The sequence below is a fragment of the Nocardia sp. CA-119907 genome (genome assembly GCF_050955995.1).
Lineage (GTDB): Bacteria > Actinomycetota > Actinomycetes > Mycobacteriales > Mycobacteriaceae > Nocardia.
Window position 1 is genome coordinate 6804362 of the sequence record NZ_CP192091.1, and the last position, 18769, is coordinate 6823130.

The 18769-nt window shown below is 64.6% G+C and carries 19 protein-coding genes; 9 read left to right on the forward strand and 10 right to left on the reverse strand.

The annotated features are described in order from the left end of the window. Nucleotides 1–361 precede the first annotated feature (361 nt). A complete protein-coding gene (locus tag ACQP2D_RS30325; protein ID WP_433679343.1) occupies nucleotides 362–1780 on the reverse strand; it encodes an MFS transporter in 1419 nt (472 codons plus the stop codon). 128 nt (nucleotides 1781–1908) lie between these two features. Here ACQP2D_RS30325 and ACQP2D_RS30330 point away from each other — a divergent pair, with 128 nt between their 5' ends. After that, the gene (locus ACQP2D_RS30330; protein WP_433679344.1) at nucleotides 1909–2466 is read left to right on the forward strand and encodes a TetR/AcrR family transcriptional regulator; all 558 of its coding nucleotides are present in this window, start codon (nucleotides 1909–1911) and stop codon (nucleotides 2464–2466) included. Between the two features lie 153 nt (nucleotides 2467–2619). Here the strand turns inward: ACQP2D_RS30330 and ACQP2D_RS30335 are convergent, their stop codons facing one another. After that, the gene (locus tag ACQP2D_RS30335; protein ID WP_433679345.1) at nucleotides 2620–3150 is read right to left on the reverse strand and encodes a hypothetical protein; all 531 of its coding nucleotides are present in this window, start codon (nucleotides 3148–3150) and stop codon (nucleotides 2620–2622) included. A 1262-nt stretch (nucleotides 3151–4412) separates the two neighbouring features. Here ACQP2D_RS30335 and ACQP2D_RS30340 point away from each other — a divergent pair. Continuing rightward, nucleotides 4413–6467 (forward strand): GmrSD restriction endonuclease domain-containing protein, encoded by a 2055-nt coding sequence (locus ACQP2D_RS30340; protein ID WP_433679346.1) that lies wholly within the window; start codon nucleotides 4413–4415, stop codon nucleotides 6465–6467. Between the two features lie 356 nt (nucleotides 6468–6823). On the opposite strand, the gene ACQP2D_RS30345 is transcribed toward ACQP2D_RS30340, so the two are convergent. Both ACQP2D_RS30345 and ACQP2D_RS30350 read right to left on the reverse strand, forming a co-directional pair. Further along, nucleotides 6824–7120 carry a hypothetical protein gene (locus tag ACQP2D_RS30345; protein ID WP_433679347.1) on the reverse strand — a complete coding sequence of 99 codons (297 nt, stop codon included), beginning with the start codon at nucleotides 7118–7120 and terminating at the stop codon, nucleotides 6824–6826. A 15-nt stretch (nucleotides 7121–7135) separates the two neighbouring features. Next, a complete protein-coding gene (locus ACQP2D_RS30350) occupies nucleotides 7136–7447 on the reverse strand; it encodes a hypothetical protein (protein WP_433679348.1) in 312 nt (103 codons plus the stop codon). Between the two features lie 137 nt (nucleotides 7448–7584). Here ACQP2D_RS30350 and ACQP2D_RS30355 point away from each other — a divergent pair, with 137 nt between their 5' ends. Continuing rightward, a complete protein-coding gene (locus ACQP2D_RS30355; RefSeq protein ID WP_433679349.1) occupies nucleotides 7585–7917 on the forward strand; it encodes a hypothetical protein in 333 nt (110 codons plus the stop codon). 95 nt (nucleotides 7918–8012) lie between these two features. Next, nucleotides 8013–8204 carry a hypothetical protein gene (locus ACQP2D_RS30360; RefSeq protein WP_433679350.1) on the forward strand — a complete coding sequence of 64 codons (192 nt, stop codon included), beginning with the start codon at nucleotides 8013–8015 and terminating at the stop codon, nucleotides 8202–8204. Nucleotides 8205–8251: 47 nt separating this feature from the next. Here the strand turns inward: ACQP2D_RS30360 and ACQP2D_RS30365 are convergent, their stop codons facing one another. The 4 genes from ACQP2D_RS30365 to infC all read right to left on the reverse strand — a co-directional run bounded on the left by ACQP2D_RS30365 (nucleotide 8252) and on the right by infC (nucleotide 10536). Next, nucleotides 8252–9049: a TrmH family RNA methyltransferase gene (locus ACQP2D_RS30365; protein ID WP_433679351.1), complete on the reverse strand. Its 798-nt coding sequence runs from the start codon at nucleotides 9047–9049 to the stop codon at nucleotides 8252–8254. Between the two features lie 38 nt (nucleotides 9050–9087). Continuing rightward, on the reverse strand, nucleotides 9088–9468 hold the full coding sequence (gene rplT, locus ACQP2D_RS30370) for a 50S ribosomal protein L20 (protein ID WP_354960377.1): 381 nt from the start codon (nucleotides 9466–9468) through the stop codon (nucleotides 9088–9090). 127 nt (nucleotides 9469–9595) lie between these two features. Beyond that, entirely contained in the window at nucleotides 9596–9790 is a 195-nt protein-coding gene (rpmI, locus tag ACQP2D_RS30375) for a 50S ribosomal protein L35 (protein ID WP_328411703.1), read from the reverse strand. A gap of 59 nt (nucleotides 9791–9849) precedes the next feature. Further along, on the reverse strand, nucleotides 9850–10536 hold the full coding sequence (gene infC / locus ACQP2D_RS30380; RefSeq protein ID WP_354960394.1) for a translation initiation factor IF-3: 687 nt from the start codon (nucleotides 10534–10536) through the stop codon (nucleotides 9850–9852). Nucleotides 10537–10876: 340 nt separating this feature from the next. On the opposite strand from infC, the gene ACQP2D_RS30385 reads away from it, so the two are divergent. From ACQP2D_RS30385 to ACQP2D_RS30400, 4 genes are all read left to right on the forward strand, one after another. Next, nucleotides 10877–11227: a DUF1844 domain-containing protein gene (locus tag ACQP2D_RS30385; protein WP_433679352.1), complete on the forward strand. Its 351-nt coding sequence runs from the start codon at nucleotides 10877–10879 to the stop codon at nucleotides 11225–11227. Nucleotides 11228–11300: 73 nt separating this feature from the next. Continuing rightward, entirely contained in the window at nucleotides 11301–11915 is a 615-nt protein-coding gene (locus tag ACQP2D_RS30390; protein WP_433679353.1) for a TetR/AcrR family transcriptional regulator, read from the forward strand. A gap of 41 nt (nucleotides 11916–11956) precedes the next feature. Next, nucleotides 11957–13504, forward strand: a complete 1548-nt coding sequence (locus tag ACQP2D_RS30395) for an FAD-dependent monooxygenase (protein ID WP_433679354.1) — start codon at nucleotides 11957–11959, stop codon at nucleotides 13502–13504. A 147-nt stretch (nucleotides 13505–13651) separates the two neighbouring features. After that, nucleotides 13652–14359 (forward strand): alpha/beta fold hydrolase, encoded by a 708-nt coding sequence (locus ACQP2D_RS30400; protein WP_433679355.1) that lies wholly within the window; start codon nucleotides 13652–13654, stop codon nucleotides 14357–14359. 4 nt (nucleotides 14360–14363) lie between these two features. Here ACQP2D_RS30400 and ACQP2D_RS30405 read toward each other — a convergent pair whose 3' ends face one another. Then, a complete protein-coding gene (locus tag ACQP2D_RS30405) occupies nucleotides 14364–14921 on the reverse strand; it encodes a dihydrofolate reductase family protein (RefSeq protein WP_433679356.1) in 558 nt (185 codons plus the stop codon). Between the two features lie 200 nt (nucleotides 14922–15121). On the opposite strand from ACQP2D_RS30405, the gene ACQP2D_RS30410 reads away from it, so the two are divergent. After that, nucleotides 15122–15505, forward strand: coding sequence for a DoxX family protein (locus ACQP2D_RS30410; RefSeq protein WP_433679357.1), 384 nt, complete (start codon nucleotides 15122–15124; stop codon nucleotides 15503–15505). A gap of 216 nt (nucleotides 15506–15721) precedes the next feature. Here the strand turns inward: ACQP2D_RS30410 and uvrA are convergent, their stop codons facing one another. Next, nucleotides 15722–18757, reverse strand: a complete 3036-nt coding sequence (uvrA, locus tag ACQP2D_RS30415; RefSeq protein WP_433679358.1) for an excinuclease ABC subunit UvrA — start codon at nucleotides 18755–18757, stop codon at nucleotides 15722–15724. Nucleotides 18758–18769 lie beyond the last annotated feature (12 nt).

The following is an 18769-nucleotide window of genomic DNA, read 5'->3' on the forward strand; positions in this document are numbered from 1 at the left end:
ACCTGAGGCGGCCCACGATGCGACCCGCGCGCGAATTACTGCGCAGGATCGCCGAGGTGTGGCCGCGCCGCGAGGGACGAACACATGCAAATGCGCCGCCCCAGGCGATCAGTCCACGCCAGGTGCAGGGTCTCGGTCGGCAGTTGATTCAACACACGGCATCGGACACCGCTTTGCGGGTGAACCAGCCGCACATGCACCGCCACCGAAGTACGACCGCTCGAAATCAGCCACCTCAGTCAGCCCGCGCCGCCGATCAGCGCAAGGCAACGCGACGTCCACACCGCAGGGGACGGCCACACGCAAATGCGCCCGCCCGAGGCGATCGGCCTGGGGCGGGTGCGCGGTCTCGATCAGCGGATCACTGTGCGGATTCGATGCGGCTGGGCAGGAGACGGGAGAGCACTGCGCCTGCCGCGACGATCGCCGCGCCGACCCATATGGCCGGGATCAGGCCGTCGACGAAGGTCTGCGGGTTGGTGTAGGAGCCGTGGGAGGCGAAGACCGATGCCAGGATCGCGACACCCATGGCGACGCCCACCTCGCGAATGGTGCTGTTGGTGCCCGAGGCCATGGCTCGGTCCTCCGGGCTCGCGCTGGCCATCACGACCGTGGAGCTGGGCGCGAATGTCAGGCCCATGCCGATGCCGCCGAGCAGGAACGGCCCGACGAAGGCGCCGTAGCTCGCATCGACCGAGGTGATGGCCGCCATCCAGCCCAGCGCCACGGCCAGCAGCGCCTGACCTGCCGTCAGCAGCGTCCGCGCGCCGACGCGGTCCACGACCAGACCGGCGAGCGGAGCGACCACCATCGGCGCCATCGTCCACGGCATGGTGCGGATACCGGACTGCAGTGGCCCGTAGCCCTGGACGACCTGAAAGTACTGCGCCAGTAGGAAGATCGAGCCGAAGACGCCGACCGAGAAGGTGAAGCCGGTCGTATTGCTCACCCGGAAGGCGCGGGAACGGAACAGCCGCAGCGGCAGCATCGGGTCGGTCGTGCGCAGCTCCCAGACGATCAGCAGGCCGAGCAATGCCGCTCCGCCGATCAGTGTGGACAGCACACCGGTCGAGGTCCAGCCGTCATCGGCACCGTGGATCACGCCCCACACTACGGCCAGCACACCGCCCGCGGACAGCACCAGCCCGAGCGGATCCAGCCGCTTGGCCCGGCCGTGCGATTCGGTCAGCACCCGCGCCGCGAACGGCAGTACCAGCAGGCCGATCGGCACATTGATCCAGAAGATCCACTGCCAGCTCAGCCCCTCGACCACCGCGCCGCCGATCAGCGGGCCGAGTGCGACGCCGAGTCCGGAGATGCCACCCCAGATGCCGATAGCGGCGCTGCGCATCCGCTCGGGCACGGCCGATGACAGCAGGGTCAGCGATAGCGGCATCACCGCAGCGGCGCCGAATCCCTGCACCGCCCTGGCGGTGATCAGCATCCACGGTTCGGTGGCCAGCGCGCAGGCGGCCGAGGCCAGGGTGAACAGCGCGATACCGAACAGGAAGACCCGGCGGCGGCCGAGCCTGTCGCCGATGGAGGTGGCCGTGAGCAGCAGCGATGCGAACGACAGCGTGTAGGCGTTGACGAACCACTGCAGGTCGGCCAGCGATGCGCCGAGTTCGGTGCGGATCACCGGCAGCGCATTGGTCACCACCAGGTTGTCCAGCGTGACCATGAACATCGGCAGGCCGACGGCGGCGAGTACCGCGGCGAATCGGCGTCCACCCATGCGCTGTTCGACCAGAACCGGTGGCGCGGAGGTTTCGAGAGACATGTTCCAGCCTTTGTTGTAATCGACTGATAACTAACAGAATCGGAGAGTATGCATCGACTGATAACATGTCAAGCGCAAGCGGCCGACCGACGAAGTGGAGCCCGATGGCGAGTGCAGCCCGTACCCGAATGACCGCCACCGAACGCAGCGAGGAAGTACTGCGCGCGGCAATCGCCGCCTTTGCCGAATCCGGTTACGCCGCAACAAAAACCGATGAGATCGCGCGGCGCGCCGGCGTCTCGCAGCCCTATGTCATCCGCCTCTTCGGCACCAAACAGCAGCTGTTCCTGGCCGCATCGCACCGAGTCTGCGACCGCATCGAGGACGTCTTCCGCGCGGCTGCCGCCGAGGGCATCACACCCGACTCGACAGCGGAGGAGAAGATGCGCGCACTGGGCAAGGGCTACAACACGTTCCTCAACGAACGCGAACTACTCCTGGTCCTGCTGCAGTCCTTCGCCGCCTCCTCCGATCCGGCCATCGGCCCCGCCGTCCGCGAACGCTTCGGCGGCATCTACCGCGTGATCCGCGAGCTCACCGACGCATCGATCGAAGAGATGCGCCGCTTCCTCGGCACCGGCATGCTGCTGACGGTGATGACCGCCATGGGTGTCACCGGACCGGATTCGGTCCAAGTCTGCTGGGCCGAAGACCTCCTCGAAGACCTCCGCGTCAACGGCGACTGACGCTGCCACGCAATCCATCCCGCACGTTGAACGCGCTCCGCCGCCAAACTCACATGTAGCCAGAGAGCTCGCACGTAGCCAGAAAGCTGGCGCATAAATAGTTGCAGGTGAAGCCTTTATACACCGTTCGCCCTGACCCGCATCGGCGGACAACTACAGCGGCATGGCGACGCACCAGCGGTCGAAAACGTGAATATCCCTACCCTGCTTCGAGTTCCGCCAATATTCGTCCGGCGCAATGATCAGGTACCGGGAACGCGCACCGGACGGGAACGCCTCAACCTTCCAGTACCGGACCGGCGTTGCCGACTCGGGCGTCTGCCACCGATAGCCGTTGTAGCCGCCGCCGAAGCTCTGTTCGTTGCTCGGGAGCGAGTCGACGACCCGGCGCACATCCGACTGCGCCGGATAAGCCAACACCACATACGTGGGTTTATCAGTGAAGCCCCAGCAATCCCATGCGTCGGTCCACGGACCGAGATTCAGCGAGTCGTTATGGGGCGCAATCAACGTGCTGCCCGCGGTTTCGTGGTAGCACTTGCGCCCGTCGTAGCCGGTACCGGATAGACCCGTTCCGACCGGTTGCACCAGACCAGGAAACGCGTCCTTCATCTTGGCGAGCTCCGACTCACCCCCGCCCTTACTGCGGATGAACGACCAACGCCAGGACAGCAGCCACGACAAGCGCCACCACCACACCAACGACGATCCAGCCAGTGGGATTCGACGACCTGGGCGTTCCGGGGTACGGCGGCATACCTGGCTGCGGCGCAAATCCCGGCGGCGGCCAACCACCTTGATTGCCAGGAAAGTTGGGGTAGGGATGTTGGGGTGTCGGTGCGGACCAGTTTTGCCCGTTGTAGTGCTCGTTCCCCCCATTGATGATCAACGGCATGCGACACTACCAGCAGTAAACCTCTGCAGTCCATCGCATTACGTCCTACACGAGGAGGCTGCCTGCGGGGCGACCGATACCGTGCCCGTTTGTACACGGCCCGACGTAGCAGCATGGGGGCCACCGCAAGCTCGCGGGTTGCCGTAGGTAGGGCGCGGAGCATTCCCGCCGCTTCCCTATCCGCCGAGCCCGCTGTAGCCGTTTGCGTATGCCGATCCAACCAGTTCGATCGGGTACGCCAGTACACCACCGACGTGCCCTGCCCGGCGGCGTCCGAGTCGGATCGACACACCAAATCGGTTCCTTTTCAACACTTTTCACGATATCGCGGCTATTGTCATCGATCGTAGAAAATCCTGGTCTCACGTTCGAAGTGATGGGGCCGGACAATTCGAGGGGTTGGCATCACGATATGCAAGGGGGCGGCGTGGACCTGAACGAGGTTCGATGGCGTATCCGGGTTCTGCCCAGCGGCGACACCGCGCGGATGGAGCGGATGACCCGCGAGCTGCGTCACCAGCTCGACGGCGCTGAGATGGTCAACGCGGCATTCGAAACGAGCACCGCCACAGCGGACCACGGACATAAGGGAGCCGTCGATCACGACCTGGTGCTCTGGGCGACCCTAGCTGCGGCCGGTAGTGGCGACAACAAGTGTGGAGGCCGCCGCGCGGGTGCTCATCGCCCTCATCCAAGAATGGTCCGCCCAGCGCCGAGACCAGCGGGTGGAACTGAGCATCAACGGCAACTCCGCGATTATCGCGGGACAGTCTGTGGATGGAGAGCCGCATTGTCGAGGAACCGCACGCGGAATGGGTCGAGGCTTACGCGTTGTCCGGCAACGGGTCTGTCGCCCGCCGGGCCCAGGCCCTCGACGTTCGAATACTGGAACGGGGGCGCCTATGCCGGTAACAAGACGGGCATTGGAATCGAATGCGCTACTGACGAGCGTGGCGCGCCCTATCGATGCGGCAGCAGACGAGCAGGGCGTCGTTTTCGAGTAACCGGGCACCTCATCGGCGGTCGGTGAATCACAACGAAGGGGAAGTAAGTGGTCGCGGCGCAGGAAACCAGTCTGCAGCGGATCCTCGAGGGGAGCTCGCAGTACCTTGTCCCGCTGTATCAGCGGCCATACGGATGGGGTGACGAGCAGCTACAGGAGCTCTGGAACGACGTAATCCAGCTCGCCGAAGATCGCACAGAGGAGCCGCAGGCGACCCACTTCATCGGGTCTGTGGTGTTGGCCCCGACGCCGGCCGGCGTGGCAGGCGCGGTCACCCGCTTTCTCGTCGTCGATGGTCAGCAGCGACTGACAACCTTGACTCTGCTGCTCGCGGCGATCCGCGACTACCTGCGCGCAGTCGACGGCTCCGCGAGCCGCGACACCGACCGCATTCACAACCAGCTGCTGACAAATCAGTATCACGACGACCCGGATCGCCTGAAACTGCTTCCGACACAGGTGGACCGACCCGCCTACACAGCCATCATCGATGGCAGCGCTACCGACGACAACGGCAATGTCGGCAGCGCGTACCGCTTCTTCAGCAGTCGCCTTGCCGAACTCACGGCGGCCGACGACATGCCCTTTGGGCTTTCGCAGGTCGTCCAAGCCGTGGTCTCGGGACTGTCCGTGGTGTCGATCAGTGCGCACCCCGGCGATAATGTCCACCGAATCTTCCAATCCCTCAACAACACTGGGTTGAAACTCACTCAGGGTGACCTCCTGCGCAACTACCTGTTCATGCGGCTGCCACATCGCAGTGAAGAGATCTACCGCACCCACTGGTTGCCGTTGCAGGCCTCGTTGGACAACGAACGCATCGAGACACTGTTCTGGCTCGACATGCTGCACAAGCGTCCCAATGTCAAGCAGGGCCAGACTTTCGCCGCGCAGCAGATCAGACTCGAGAAGCTGACCTCGGAAGAACAAATCGTCGCCGAGATCGAACGGATCGCCCGGCTCGGCCGCCTGTATCGGCTGATGATCGAGCCAGAAGCCGAGCCCCACCCCGAGGTTCGCGTGCGGCTTACCCGACTCGCCGAGTGGGACTCCACCACACCTGCACCCTTGGTTCTCCATCTGCTGCTGCTACGCGACCGCGGCGAAGCCTCGAGCGAGCAGGTAGCGCGGGCACTGCTGTACATCGAATCGTTGCTGGTGCGGCGGTTCCTTGTTGGTCGCGTATCTCAGGGTTTGAATCGCCTGTTCGCGGAAACCGCGCAGCAACTCGACGCCGCGCTGCCGGTGGACACCGCGCTGCGTGTCCACTTCTCGGCTGGTCGCAAGCATTACGCGACCGATAAGCAACTGACCGAGGCGATCGTGACCGTGCCGCTGTACCTGAATGGCCGCAATGCACATCGCAAGATTCTGATGACTTGGATCGAGGACTTGTTCCTCTCGAGAGAAACCGTCCAACCGGAATCCCTGTCGATCGAACATGTAATGCCGCAAAGCCTTTCGGCACAGTGGCGCGCTGAGCTGAGCGCCGAATACGGAGCGGATGAGGTCGATGTCCTGCATGAGCGGTACCTCCACACACTCGGCAACCTCACCCTGACTGGTTACAACGAATCCCTGAGCAACCACGACTTCGCCCGCAAGCGTGAGACCCTGCGTGCCAGCAGCATTCGCATGAACCAAGACATCGCCGCGCACGAATCGTGGGGTCCGAGCCAAATCGAGAAGCGAGGCCTGGCATTGGCTGAGCGGATCATAGAATTCTGGCCCGGACCAGCAGACGAATCAGCCTTTCCCGACAACCCGACCTGGGCCGCCATGCACCAATTGCTGTCGGTGTTACCCGCCGGCCGTTGGACAACCTACGGCGACCTCGGCAACCTGCTCGGCACCGCAGCCCACCGCGTCGGCACCCGGCTGCGGTCCCACCCAGCGCCCAATGCTCACCGCGTCCTCGACGCACACGGCATGATTTCATATGGGCCCGGCGACATCCCCGAGAACCCGCGCCAGCTACTCGAAAGCGAAGGAGTCACTTTCTCCGCAACCGGCAGAGCCGCCTCAGCCCTGCGTCTGACCTCCGACGAACTCGGACAACTGCACACAGCCGCCCAGAACCCTGACCCAGATCTGGTGCATTGACGGCGACAAAGACGAAGGCAATCACCATTTGTCGTCAGTATCTACCGTAGCGGTGCCGGAGAACTATCGGTCGGTGACGTCGATATACCCGTCGCCGTGCACAGAGACCGCGGTGTTCTCCGCAGCACAAGGAGTACCGCCGCTGCGGCCACAACAACGGTGATAGTGGCGAATGCCCAAATGCTTCGAAGCGTCGACCGACGGGTACGCCGCGTCGGCCACGCGGATCACCAACGCAAACAGCGTTACGGCTGGGCAACCACGCCGGCCATTATGCCGGGTCCCCGGATGCACAAATTCGCCGCCGCGCGATGCGCGCAGGACCGGCTGCAGCAATGGCGGAAACGTTCACGACTTCAGTCCCCACTGAACCAGAGATAACCATGCCTGCGGATAGCAATCTGAGCAGCGTCGCGCAAGGCCGAGAGTAGCTCCCGCTCTTCGTCATTATTCGGCGACAGGTCCGCGAGTTCATCCAGAAACAGAGCGAGCTGGGCCATATTGTACATCGTGTCAGCGTGCTCGTGAATTTGCCACAACATCGAGCCGACCGGGGCACGATCGACAAGCTTGGCGAATGTTCCCCAGGCGTCCCCGTAAACCAGCTCGATCCGTTCATGGATTTGATTTTGAAGAATTATGTCAATTCCCATTTCAACTCCTGCTAACTATGGGATCGGATACATCGTAATAATGCCACCGAAGCGGTCGGTAATGATCTTGTATCGAGTAGTTGCGTGTCCGCCTAACTGCTCCGACACGCTACCGATTGCTTTACCGGCGTCAACTTCGCGCTCGAAATTACCCTTTGAGTTCGGCCCCCGGGCAGGCGCATCCGAAGCCGCCTCAGCTAGCTCATCGAGTTCCTCTGCTTCGACAAGCAGGGTTCCGCTGCCACAGGCGGGATCAAGCAGGGTGCCCAACTCCACCACACAGTGCTCGACCCGCCGTCGGGCCGCACCATCGACCAGTGCCTTCAAACTGCCACCGACCTGTGGATCAACGCACTCACCACTGCACCCGAACCTCCACGCTGACACCGGTTGTCACCACGGTCACGGTTGCGCCCGAGCTGAAATGGCTCGACCCGAACAAGCCGCGAACGTAGGCTGCCCGCATGTGCATCTACCCGAGTCGGACGCATCTGGTGTGCCTGCGCTGCCGGGTTTCTCACAAGCACACGATCGGACACGGCCCGGGACAGTGTCCGCAATGTCATGGCGAATTCATCGACGCCGGACCGGATCTCGCGGTCCCCAGGAAAGTCGACAACGCAGGTTGGCGAGCGCTCGCGACAGTCCTCGATTCCGGGCTGAACTACTACGGCGGCTGCTGCGGCACCGGTCCCGGCTACCGGCCCCGTACCTCCCGCGAGGTTCGTGAGCGGCGGATGCTCGCCGAACGCACAGGTCTATCACTCGCCGAGGCATTGGCCACGCCCAACCCCTGATCGGTTGTCCGACAGCCCTTTTCGACCGATGCCGAATGCCGGTGGTGAACGGCGTGGGTAAGCCGTGCGCGGGAGACCGCGCGCACGGAGTTCACTTGACAGGCGGGAGCTGGAAACGGAATGCCTGGCAACCAGGTGGCTCGCGCGTCGAGTTCGATCCGCTGCGCACCGAGCACGAGTGGCTGACGGAGGACGGCAAGAAGTTCCGCATGGTGCCATATCACATGATCGACGCCAAGGCGATGGAGCAGCGGATGCCGGGCGGCGGGAATGTACGGGCGCGCTGAGTCGGGCTCACCCGGCCCGGGTGTTCCGCTGTGGGTTCGCGCCCGGCCTATTTCGTATGCTGGACCCGCGCGCTCGCGTACAGGCAGATAGCGGCGGCGGCGGCGAGGTTGAGACTCTCGGCACGGCCGTGGATCGGAATACGTATCCGATGGTCGGCCCGGGTGGCGACCGACGGATCCAAGCCATGCGCCTCATTGCCGAACAGCCAGGCCACCGGACCGGCCAGCAGTTCGTCGGCATCGTCCAGATCGACCTCACCCTTGGCGGCTGTGGCGAGCACCGTAATACCCGCTGCCGAAACGGCATCGAGTACCTCACCGATATCGCGGTGGCGCGCGATCGGAACGTGGAACAGACTGCCCGCACTGGCACGGACGCATTTGCCATTGTGTGGATCGACCGTATCCCCCGCCAGCACAACGCCATTCGCGCCGACTGCGTCGGCGACTCGAATGAGAGTGCCCGCATTGCCGGGTTCGGCGATCTCCACCGGGACGGCGAGCAGCGTCGGCGCATCGTCCAGTACGTCCGCCAACGGAACGTCGATGTGGTCGCACACCGCGACAAGCCCTGGCGCTGTGACAGTTTCCCCGAGATGTTCGGCGGCACGCTCGCTCACCAGCGTGGTGCGCACGCCTGCGGCGGCGGCGCCGGCGATCAGCTGATGCTCCCGCGTTGCGGCGTGCATCGAATAGAACAGCTCGCGCACCCGACCGGTTTCCAATGCCGCCGCAACGGAATTCGAACCCTCGGCCAAAAACCGTCCGGTCTTGCGGCGCTGCGCGGCGCGCTGGAGCTTGACAGCGGAAACGACCCGCGGATTGTGCTCGGAGAGCGCGTCCACGGGTCGTTCCGAATGCTGTGTCGTCACGCAGCGGCGAATCAGGCAGCCGGGGCGTTGACGTCCTGCGGGAGAGCGGCCTTGGCGACGGCGACCAGACCGGCGAACGCCTCGGCGTCGGAGACGGCGAGCTCGGCGAGGATCTTGCGGTCCACCTCGACACCGGCGGCCTTCAGGCCCTGGATGAAGCGGTTGTAGGTGATGTCGTTGATGCGCGCCGCGGCATTGATGCGAGCGATCCACAGCTTGCGGAAGTCACCCTTGCGCGCCCGGCGGTCCCGGTAGGCGTAGGTGAGCGAGTGCAGCTGCTGTTCCTTGGCCTTGCGGTACAGCCGCGAGCGCTGGCCACGGTAGCCCTTGGAGGCCTCGAGAACGGAACGACGCTTCTTCTGAGCGTTGACGGCCCTTTTGACGCGTGCCATGGGTCAGTCCTTTTAGATCTAGGGGACGCATGCGTAGCGCCCCGTAATTGGTCGGTGGTCGGCGTCCGGAGTCCCGGTCGCGCGGATGCTTACCTTTCGAGCGACCTATCGACGGTCGCTTGCGGTCTCAGAGACCGAGCAGGCGCTTGACGCGAGGGACGTCAACAGACGCGACGGACTCCGTGCCGTCCAGACGACGAGTCCGGCGAGTGGACTTGTGCTCGAGCAGGTGGCGACGGTTCGCCTGCTGACGCAGCAGCTTGCCACGGCCCGAAACCTTGAATCGCTTCGAGGCGCCGCTGTGGCTCTTCATCTTCGGCATGGATTCCTCTATCTGTCTCGTACCGGTGGTCCTCGCGGACCACCGGTTTCTGATCGGTATTACTGCGGGTCGGCCGACGCGGCCTGCTCGGCTGCCGGCGCGTCCGCAGCCGGTGCGGGAGCGGCCGGAGCCTCGGTGGCGGCGGGACGCGGTGCCCGCGAATCCTCCTGCGCCTTCACCCGCGTCTTCGCACCCTTGTGGGGCGCGAGGACCATGGTCATATTGCGACCGTCCTGCTTGGCGGAGGTCTCGACGAAACCCAACTCGGCGACGTCGGAGGCCAGACGCTGCAGCAGTCGGAAGCCCAACTCGGGGCGCGACTGCTCACGACCGCGGAACATGATCGTCACCTTGACCTTGGAGCCCGCCTCGAGGAAGCGAACGACGTTGCGCTTCTTGGTCTCGTAGTCGTGGTCGTCGATCTTGGGACGGAGCTTCTGCTCCTTGATCACGGTCTGCACCTGGTTCTTGCGAGACTCGCGCGCCTTCTGCGCCGTCTCGTACTTGAACTTGCCGTAGTCCATGATCTTGCAGACCGGTGGACGGGCATCCGGCGCAACCTCGACAAGGTCGAGGTCCGCCTCGAGGGCGACGCGTAGTGCATCTTCAACACGCACGATCCCAACCTGTTCACCACCCGGTCCGATGAGTCGGACCTCGGGAACGCGGATGCGATCGTTGATGCGGGTCTCAGTGCTGATGGGGCCTCCTAGGTCAAGCGGTGTCGTCCGACGACCGCACGCAATAACGGCAACCCCTTTTCAACACAAAAGCCCCGGTGCGGTATTCCGCCTCGGGGCCCGAGTCGACCGGCCTTCGACCACGAGCATGCTCGCGTCGACCTTGTCCGTGACGATCCCCAACGAGGACCCTCCGCACAAGAAAACCGCCCTCGGAAGGGCGGATGACCGGACCGTTTAACCTGTACGATCGCTCGCCGGCAACGGTGGGAGTCGGGCTCCACTTATCAGCCCCGAGCAAGCCCGGGGCGGTCGTCAGCGGAAAGTCTAACATTCCCGCTCGCTATCGCCGAATCGCCCCGCCCCGCCGAGCGCGCCCGCCCACCACGATGCCATCCTCGTGCACATGAGTGACGAGGCAGTATCCGACGCGACCGACGTCCGCGAGCTGGCCGATATCCCGGCGGTCGAGATCATCAGCCGCGCCGCGATGATGTTGATGAGCGCGGCGGCGGAGAAGCTCGGGCTCGCCGACGAGGATCCGGACAACAGTCCACGCCGCGATCTGGACGAGGCGCGTCGCCTGATCACCGCACTCGCCGGACTGGTCACCTCGTCGATCGAATACTTCGGGCCGCACGCCGGTCCCTACCGTGACGGTCTGAAGTCGCTGCAACTCGCCTTCCGTGAGGCCTCGGCACATCCCGACGAGCCCGGCAAGGGGCCGGGCGAGAAGTACACCGGTCCGGTCCACTGATCCCCAACCCCTCAAAAAAATTGCCCGACGGGAAACATTGCCCGTCGGGCACAATTCCGCCTAGGCTTGTGTCATGTCGGACGAACAGCTCGGTCTTCGTGAACGTAAGAAACGCGATACGCGCCTGGCGTTGAGCGATGCCGCGCTGGAGCTGGCGTTCGCCCGCGGCCTCGGGAATATCACCAGAGACGACATCGCCGCCCGCGCAGGCGTATCCGTGCGGACTTTCAACAACTACTTCACCGGCAAGCACGAGGCGCTGGTCTACCGGCAGGTCGAGCGGGTCAGGCGCAGCCTCGCGATACTCCGCGGGCGGCCCGCCGATGAACCGCTGTGGACCTCGATCCGCGCGGCCATCGTCGAACCGCTGGAGGCCGATGGCGCCGGACTCGCACCGCCGCGGCCGGAACAACTCGCGGTGATCCGCGAGTTGCTGGACGCCCCGGAGACGCGAGTCGCGTTGTCCAAGGGCGTATTCGACGACTGGGTCGAAGCGATCGCCGAACGTACCGGCACCGATCCGGTGCGGGACATGTACCCGCGCCTGGTCGCCGGGGTGCTCGGCGCCGTCTATCAGGCCACGACCGAAACCTATGTCCACGCGAATCCGCCGGTGCTGATCACCACACTGCTGCGGCAGGCCATCAATGATGTGGCCGCCGGACTTCCGGCGCCCACGACCGACTGAACTCCACCGATCACACAATGAAATAAAGGGGTCTATTCGCCATGCCCGAAAACTCTGTCAGCGTCATCATTTCCGGCGCCGGACCGAACGGTCTCATGCTCGCGTGCGAACTCGCACTGGCCGGAGTTCATCCGATAGTGCTGGAAAGACTCGCGGAACCGAGCGCCGAGCCGAAAGCGAACGGCCTTGTCGGCCAGGTGATTCGGCTGCTCGATATGCGCGGCCTGTATCACGAATTCGGCGGCGAGCCCGGTGCGCCCCGTGCGCTGCCGGGCTACGGTTTCAGCGGCATTCCGATGTCGTTCGCGCAACTGCGCGAAAATCCGATGTACATGCTGCTGCTCCCCCAGCCGAAGTTGGTGCGCCTGTTGGAGAAGCGAGCGCTGGAACTGGGCGTGGAGATCCGGTGGGGGCATGAGCTGACCGACCTGGCGCGACACGATGGTGGCGTCACGGTGTCGGCGACCGGTCCCGACGGCGACTACGAGATCGACACGATCTTCCTGATCGGGGCGGACGGCGGCAAGAGCGTGGTCCGCAAGCATGCTGGAATCGACTTTCCCGGAAGCACATTCGAGGGCTCGACCACTCGGATGGCGCATGTCAGCCTGCCCGAGCAGCTGCGCACCGCCGACGGCGGCGTCGAGATTCCGGGCTTCGGGCGACTTCCGTTCGGACACAATCGCTTCGAGCGCGGCGGCTTCGTCTTCGCCGAGCTCGAACCCGGCCGACCGATCGTGGCCACCATCGAATTCGATACCGAACCCGTGCCGGAGGAGGTGCCGATGACGGTGGCGGAGCTGGGCGAGAGCGTGCGGCGGGTGCTCGGCGTCGATGTGCCGCTCCAGCCGCCGCACGGTCCGGGCCCGCATGCGCTGCGCCGGATCATCGGCCAGAACACCCGACAGGCCGAACGCTATCGCGACGGCGCCGTCTTCCTCGTCGGCGATGCCGCGCATGTGCATTCCGCCATGGGCGGACCCGGCCTCAACCTGGGATTGCAGGACGCGGCCAATCTCGGCTGGAAGCTCGCCGCACATGTGAACGGCTGGGCGCCGACCGGATTGCTCGACACCTACCAGTCCGAGCGCTATCCCGTCGGCGAGCGCGTCATGATGCACTCGCTGTCGCAACTCGCCCTGATGGCCCCCGGCCCCCAGGTCACCGCCATGCGCAGACTCTTCACCGAACTGCTCGAAATCCCGTCCACCACCGCACATATCGCAAACCTGCTCGCCGGATCGGATGTCCACTACGACATCGGCGACCCGCACCCGCTGGCCGGACATCTGGTCCCCGAACTGTCCATCGAAATCGAAGGACGACCCGCGCGCGTCGCCGACCTCCTGCACGAAGCACGACCGGTGCTGCTCGTGCTCGCCGACGACACCGGCTTCGCCGATCTCGCCGGACCCTGGCGCGATCGAGTCGACACGGTGGTCGCGACCAGTCCCGACGCCCCCGCCGACGCCCTGCTCATTCGACCGGACGGGTATATCGCGTGGGCGGCCAGCACGGCCGGACAACCCGATGCCGATCGGCTCATGAGCGCACTGACGCGCTGGTTCGGCGCGCCCCTGACCGCCTGAGCCGAATCCGTATCACGGAACAATCTCGCCGGCCGATTCAGTTCACATCATGAACGATGAAAGGCACTGTACGCGTATATATCTCGATAACCGGACAACCTGCTGGGAAATTGTGTTTTCGGAGGTTCGGCATGCGATGCTCACGCGATGGCACGGATACTTCTGATTCCCGGATTCTGGCTCGGCGCGTGGGCATGGGACGACGTCGCGAATGATCTGCGCGGCCGGGGTGACGATGTGCTGGCGCTGACCCTGCCCGGACTCGATCCGGACGACGACGACCGGCTCGACGCCACCCTGGAGATGCAGGCACAGGCCATTCTCGAGGCCATCGCCCCGGATGAAGCGGTGGTGGTCGTCGCGCACTCGGGCGGCGCGGCGGCCGCCTATCTCGCGACCGATACCGCCCCGGAACGCTTCAGCCGCGGTATCTATGTCGACGCCGCTCCGCTCCCCAATGGGTTCATCCTCAACTCCGCCCTGGACGAGTCGATTCGCGAACTCGCACTGCCGGATTGGGGTCGGTTGGAGGCCGAGGGCAATAGCCTCACCGGACTGGACGAGGCGTCCCTGGCCCGCTTCCGCGAGCGCGCCGTCTCCGAACCCGCCGGTGTCGCCGCCGCTCCCTTGCGACTGAGCGATTCACCTGCGCGCCAGGCCATCCCGACCACGGTCATCTGCAACAGCATCACCGCCGACCTGGTCAAGAAACTCCGCGACGCTGGCCAGGAACCGATGTTCGCCGAGTTGACCAAGATCGACGCCGAATACCTGGATCTCCCCACCGGCCACTGGCCGATGTGGTCCCGGTACAAGGAGCTCGCCGAACTGATCCATACGGTCGCGAACCGCTGAGGCGTCAGGTTGCGCTCGGTCGATATCGGACGTTGACGGCCGAGACGGGATCGCCTGCATCGACATGATGGAGGCGGATCGGCACACCGCCGGGATTCTCGTACAGCCGGATGCCCTCGCCGAGCAGGATCGGCGCTAGGTGGAGGTCGATCTCGTCGATCAGCCCCAACCCGAGGAGCTGACGGCCGATGGTCGGCGACAACACTTCGAGGTTCTTGCCGCCTGCGGCCGCCAGCCCGATCCGCACCGCCTCGGCGGGGTCACAGTTGAGGAAGGTGACACCGTCGGCGGGCGTCGCGTCCTCGGGGTGATGGGTCAGCACGAAAATCGGTCCGTGCCAGGCGCCGCCGTACGGGCGGAACTCGCCCGCGGCATCCCAACCGTCTCGACCCCCGAGCACGGCACCGGTGGTCTCGACGTACTCCTCGACCAGCCCTGGACGGACCGAGAATCCGGTCATCCAGTCCATCGAACGGTTCGGCCCCGCCACGAAACCGTCCAGCGACATCGTGAAGTGCCACAACACTTTTCCACTCGCTACCTGCGGCTCCGTGTCGACCATGGGCAGCCTCCGCAATCTGCTTGCGTTTTGCAATCGGCAGCACCGACAGTAGGTCACCCGATGGCAGATTGCAACCAGATCACGGGTCGGGTGGTTGCGCCGCGAACGTCCTGCATGTGGTGCACGTCATAAATCTGCGCTGTCACAAGGATCGCGGCACCGGCGTCTTCTGGGCGAACCGCTCATAAAGGAGAAAGCCCATGAACCTCGCCTTGTGGATCTGCGCCGGACTGCTGGCCACGGTCGCCCTGATGGGCGGCATCACCAAAACGTTTGTGCCCAGGGAGAAGCTGGCCACCGCCCCCGGCGGGGCATGGACCGGCGAGATCAGCGCTGGCTTCGTCAAAACTCTCGGGGCCCTCGAGATCCTGGCCGCGGCCGGTCTGATCCTGCCCGCCGTGCTCGATATCGCACCGGTGATGGTGCCGGTGACCGCCATCTGCTGGATAGCACTGATGGTCGGCGCGATGATCACCCATTTCCGCCACGGCGAACCCATGCTGGTAGCGGTAAATCTGGCCTATCTCGCCCTGGCCGTGTTCGTGGCATGGGGCCGCCTCGGCCCCGAGACCTTCATCGGCTGACACAGCGCGGCAGCTTCCGGAGCATCCACCCAACCTGTCGCGGGGTCCTGCACCCGGTGATCGTCGCGGATCGGAACACAGTCGATGCGACCACCAATCGACGCGGCTCGACGGGCGAGCCACACGACCGCACGGCCCCAGCTCATTGGGTATACCGACACATTCGTTGTCGCACCGTCAGGATGTGACGGTGCGACACGGGGTGTGTAGCCGAGATCAGCGCAGCGCAGCGGCTTTTCGGGAGGCGCGCTTCGCGGCCGCCGCATTGGGTGCTGGGATCTTGGTCGCCGTTGCCTTCGCGGTCGAGGAGGTGTCCGCCCCCGCTTTGGCAGCGGGCTTCTTGGCCGGAGCCTTCTTCGCCGCCTTTTTGGCGGGCGCCTTCGGCGCGGTCGCGGCGGGGAGCGCCAGCACCTCCTTCAGGAACTGACCGGTGTAGCTGCCGCCAACCACCGCAACATCTTCCGGAGCACCCTCGGCCACGACCGTGCCACCGCCGGAACCGCCCTCGGGGCCCATATCGATCACCCAGTCGGAAGTCTTGATGATGTCCAGGTTGTGTTCGATGACGATGACCGTATTGCCCTTGTCCACCAGTCCATTGATGACCAGCAGCAGCTTTCGGATGTCCTCGAAGTGCAGACCGGTGGTCGGCTCGTCGAGGATGTAGACGGTTCGGCCGGTCGAGCGTTTCTGCAGTTCGGCCGCCAATTTCACGCGCTGCGCTTCACCGCCGGACAGTGTCGGTGCGCTCTGGCCCAGGCGGACATAGCCCAAACCGACGTCGACCAGTGTCTTGAGGTACCGGTGGATCGAGGTGACCGGCTCGAAGAATTCCGCCGCCTCCTCGATCGACATATCCAGCACCTCGGCGATGGTCTTGCCCTTGTAGTGCACCTCCAGGGTTTCCCGGTTGTACCGGGCGCCGTGGCACACCTCGCACGGCACATACACATCGGGCAGGAAGTTCATCTCGATCTTCAACGTGCCATCGCCCGAACATGCTTCGCAGCGGCCGCCCTTGACATTGAAGGAGAACCGGCCGGGCTGGTAGCCGCGCACCTTGGCCTCGGTGGTCGCCGCGAACAAGGTTCGGATCTTGTCGAACACACCGGTGTAGGTGGCCGGATTCGAGCGCGGCGTGCGTCCGATCGGGGACTGATCCACCTGCACCAGCTTGTCCAGATGATCGAGCCCATTGATCCGCATATGCCGACCCGGCACCTGCCGCGCACCGTTGAGCTTGTTCGCCAGCACGGTCGCCAAGATGTCGTTGACCAGTGTGGACTTACCCGAACCCGAAACACCGGTGACCGCGGTGAGCACGCCGAGCGGGAAGCTCACGTCGATACCGCGCAGGTTGTGCTCGTTCGCCCCGACGACGGTGAGCTGCCGCTTCTTGCTGACCGGCCGCCGCACCATCGGCACCTCGATCCGCTCGCGGCCCGAAAGATAAGCGCCGGTAAGCGAATTCGCATCGGTCAGCAGTTCCTGATATGGACCGCTGTGTACCACCTGACCGCCGTGCTCACCGGCCAACGGACCGATATCGACCACCCAGTCCGAGGCCCGGATGGTGTCCTCATCGTGTTCGACCACGATCAGCGTATTGCCGAGATTCCGCAGCCGAGTAAGGGTTTCGATGAGCCGACGGTTATCCCGCTGATGCAGACCGATGGACGGTTCGTCCAGCACATACAGCACCCCGACCAGTCCGGACCCGATCTGGGTCGCCAACCGGATGCGCTGCGCCTCACCACCGGACAGCGTCGCCGCCGCCCGCGACAGGCTCAAATACTCCAGGCCGACATCGAGCAGGAAGCCGAGCCGCGCCTGCACTTCCTTGAGCACCTGGCCGGCGATGGCGGTCTCCCGCTCCCCCAGGGTCAGCGCGTTCAGGAATGCCGAGCATTCACCGATCGACAACTCGCTCACATCGGCGATGGACTTCTGCTCACCACCCGAGGCGATGGTGACGGCCAGAATCTCCGGCCGCAGCCGAGCACCGTTGCAGACCGGGCACGGCACATCGCGCATATACCCGTCGTAATGCTCTTTCATCTGCTCGGATTCGGTGTTCTCCATGCGCCGCTGCAGGAACGGCATCACACCCTCGAAATCGGCGTAGTACGAACGCTTCCGGCCGTATCGATTGGTATAGGAGACGTGCACCTGATCGGAGCTGCCCTCCAACACCGCCTTGCGCGCCTTCAGCGGCAGGTCCTGCCACGGCGTATCCATGGAGAAGCCAATGGATTCGGCCAGACCCGACAGCAGCCTGGTGAAGTATTCGGCGGTCTGCCCGCGCGACCACGGCGCGATCGCGCCATCGGCCAGACTCAGCTCGGGATCGGGCACCACCAGATCCGGGTCGACCTCTTTGCGGATACCGAGACCCGTGCAGTCCGGGCACGCGCCATAGGGCGAGTTGAACGAGAACGAGCGCGGTTCGAGATCCTCGATATCGAGTGGGTGCCCATTGGGGCAGGCCAGCCGTTCGGAGAAGCGGCGCTCACGATCGTGCGCGTGCTCGTCGCGGTCGACGAAGTCCAGCACCACGATGCCGTCGGCCAACCGCAGCGCGGTCTCGATCGAATCGGTCAGACGCTGTTTGGAACTCGGCTTCACCTGGAGCCGGTCCACCACGACCTCGACGTCGTGCTTCTCCTGCTTCTTCAGCTTCGGCGGATCGGTCAGCGGATACACCACGCCGTCGACCCGGACTCGCGAGTAACCCTGGGTGTTCAGCTGATCGAAGAGATCGACGAATTCACCCTTGCGCGTGCGCACCACCGGCGCGAGCACCTGGAATTTGATGCCCTCCTCCATGGCGAGCACCTGGTCCACGATCTGCTGCGGGGTCTGCTTGGCGATGAGCTCACCGCAGACCGGGCAGTGCGGGGTGCCGGCGCGGGCGTAGAGCAGACGCAGGTAGTCGTAGACCTCGGTGATGGTGCCGACGGTGGAGCGGGGGTTGCGATTGGTCGACTTCTGATCGATCGAGACCGCGGGCGAGAGGCCCTCGATGAAGTCGACATCCGGCTTGTCCATCTGCCCGAGGAACTGGCGGGCGTAGGCCGAGAGCGATTCGACATAGCGGCGCTGTCCCTCGGCGAAGATCGTGTCGAAGGCGAGGCTGGACTTGCCCGAACCGGATAGACCGGTGAACACGATGAGACTGTCGCGGGGCAGATCGAGGTCGATCCCCTTGAGGTTGTGCTCCCGAGCTCCGCGCACAGTGAGGCGTTCCGCCACCAGGTGGTCCCT

Bases quoted from the DNA above. Each gene is read 5' to 3' on its own strand.
- ACQP2D_RS30325 (WP_433679343.1), bottom strand. From the start codon at position 1,780: ATGTCTCTCGAAACCTCCGCGCCACCGGTTCTGGTCGAACAGCGCATG.
- ACQP2D_RS30330 (WP_433679344.1), top strand. From the start codon at position 1,909: ATGACCGCCACCGAACGCAGCGAGGAAGTACTGCGCGCGGCAATCGCC.
- ACQP2D_RS30345 (WP_433679347.1), bottom strand. From the start codon at position 7,120: ATGGGAATTGACATAATTCTTCAAAATCAAATCCATGAACGGATCGAG.
- ACQP2D_RS30355 (WP_433679349.1), top strand. From the start codon at position 7,585: ATGTGCATCTACCCGAGTCGGACGCATCTGGTGTGCCTGCGCTGCCGG.
- rplT (WP_354960377.1), bottom strand. From the start codon at position 9,468: ATGGCACGCGTCAAAAGGGCCGTCAACGCTCAGAAGAAGCGTCGTTCC.
- rpmI (WP_328411703.1), bottom strand. From the start codon at position 9,790: ATGCCGAAGATGAAGAGCCACAGCGGCGCCTCGAAGCGATTCAAGGTT.
- ACQP2D_RS30385 (WP_433679352.1), top strand. From the start codon at position 10,877: ATGAGTGACGAGGCAGTATCCGACGCGACCGACGTCCGCGAGCTGGCC.
- ACQP2D_RS30390 (WP_433679353.1), top strand. From the start codon at position 11,301: ATGTCGGACGAACAGCTCGGTCTTCGTGAACGTAAGAAACGCGATACG.
- ACQP2D_RS30395 (WP_433679354.1), top strand. From the start codon at position 11,957: ATGCCCGAAAACTCTGTCAGCGTCATCATTTCCGGCGCCGGACCGAAC.
- ACQP2D_RS30400 (WP_433679355.1), top strand. From the start codon at position 13,652: ATGGCACGGATACTTCTGATTCCCGGATTCTGGCTCGGCGCGTGGGCA.
- ACQP2D_RS30405 (WP_433679356.1), bottom strand. From the start codon at position 14,921: ATGGTCGACACGGAGCCGCAGGTAGCGAGTGGAAAAGTGTTGTGGCAC.
- ACQP2D_RS30410 (WP_433679357.1), top strand. From the start codon at position 15,122: ATGAACCTCGCCTTGTGGATCTGCGCCGGACTGCTGGCCACGGTCGCC.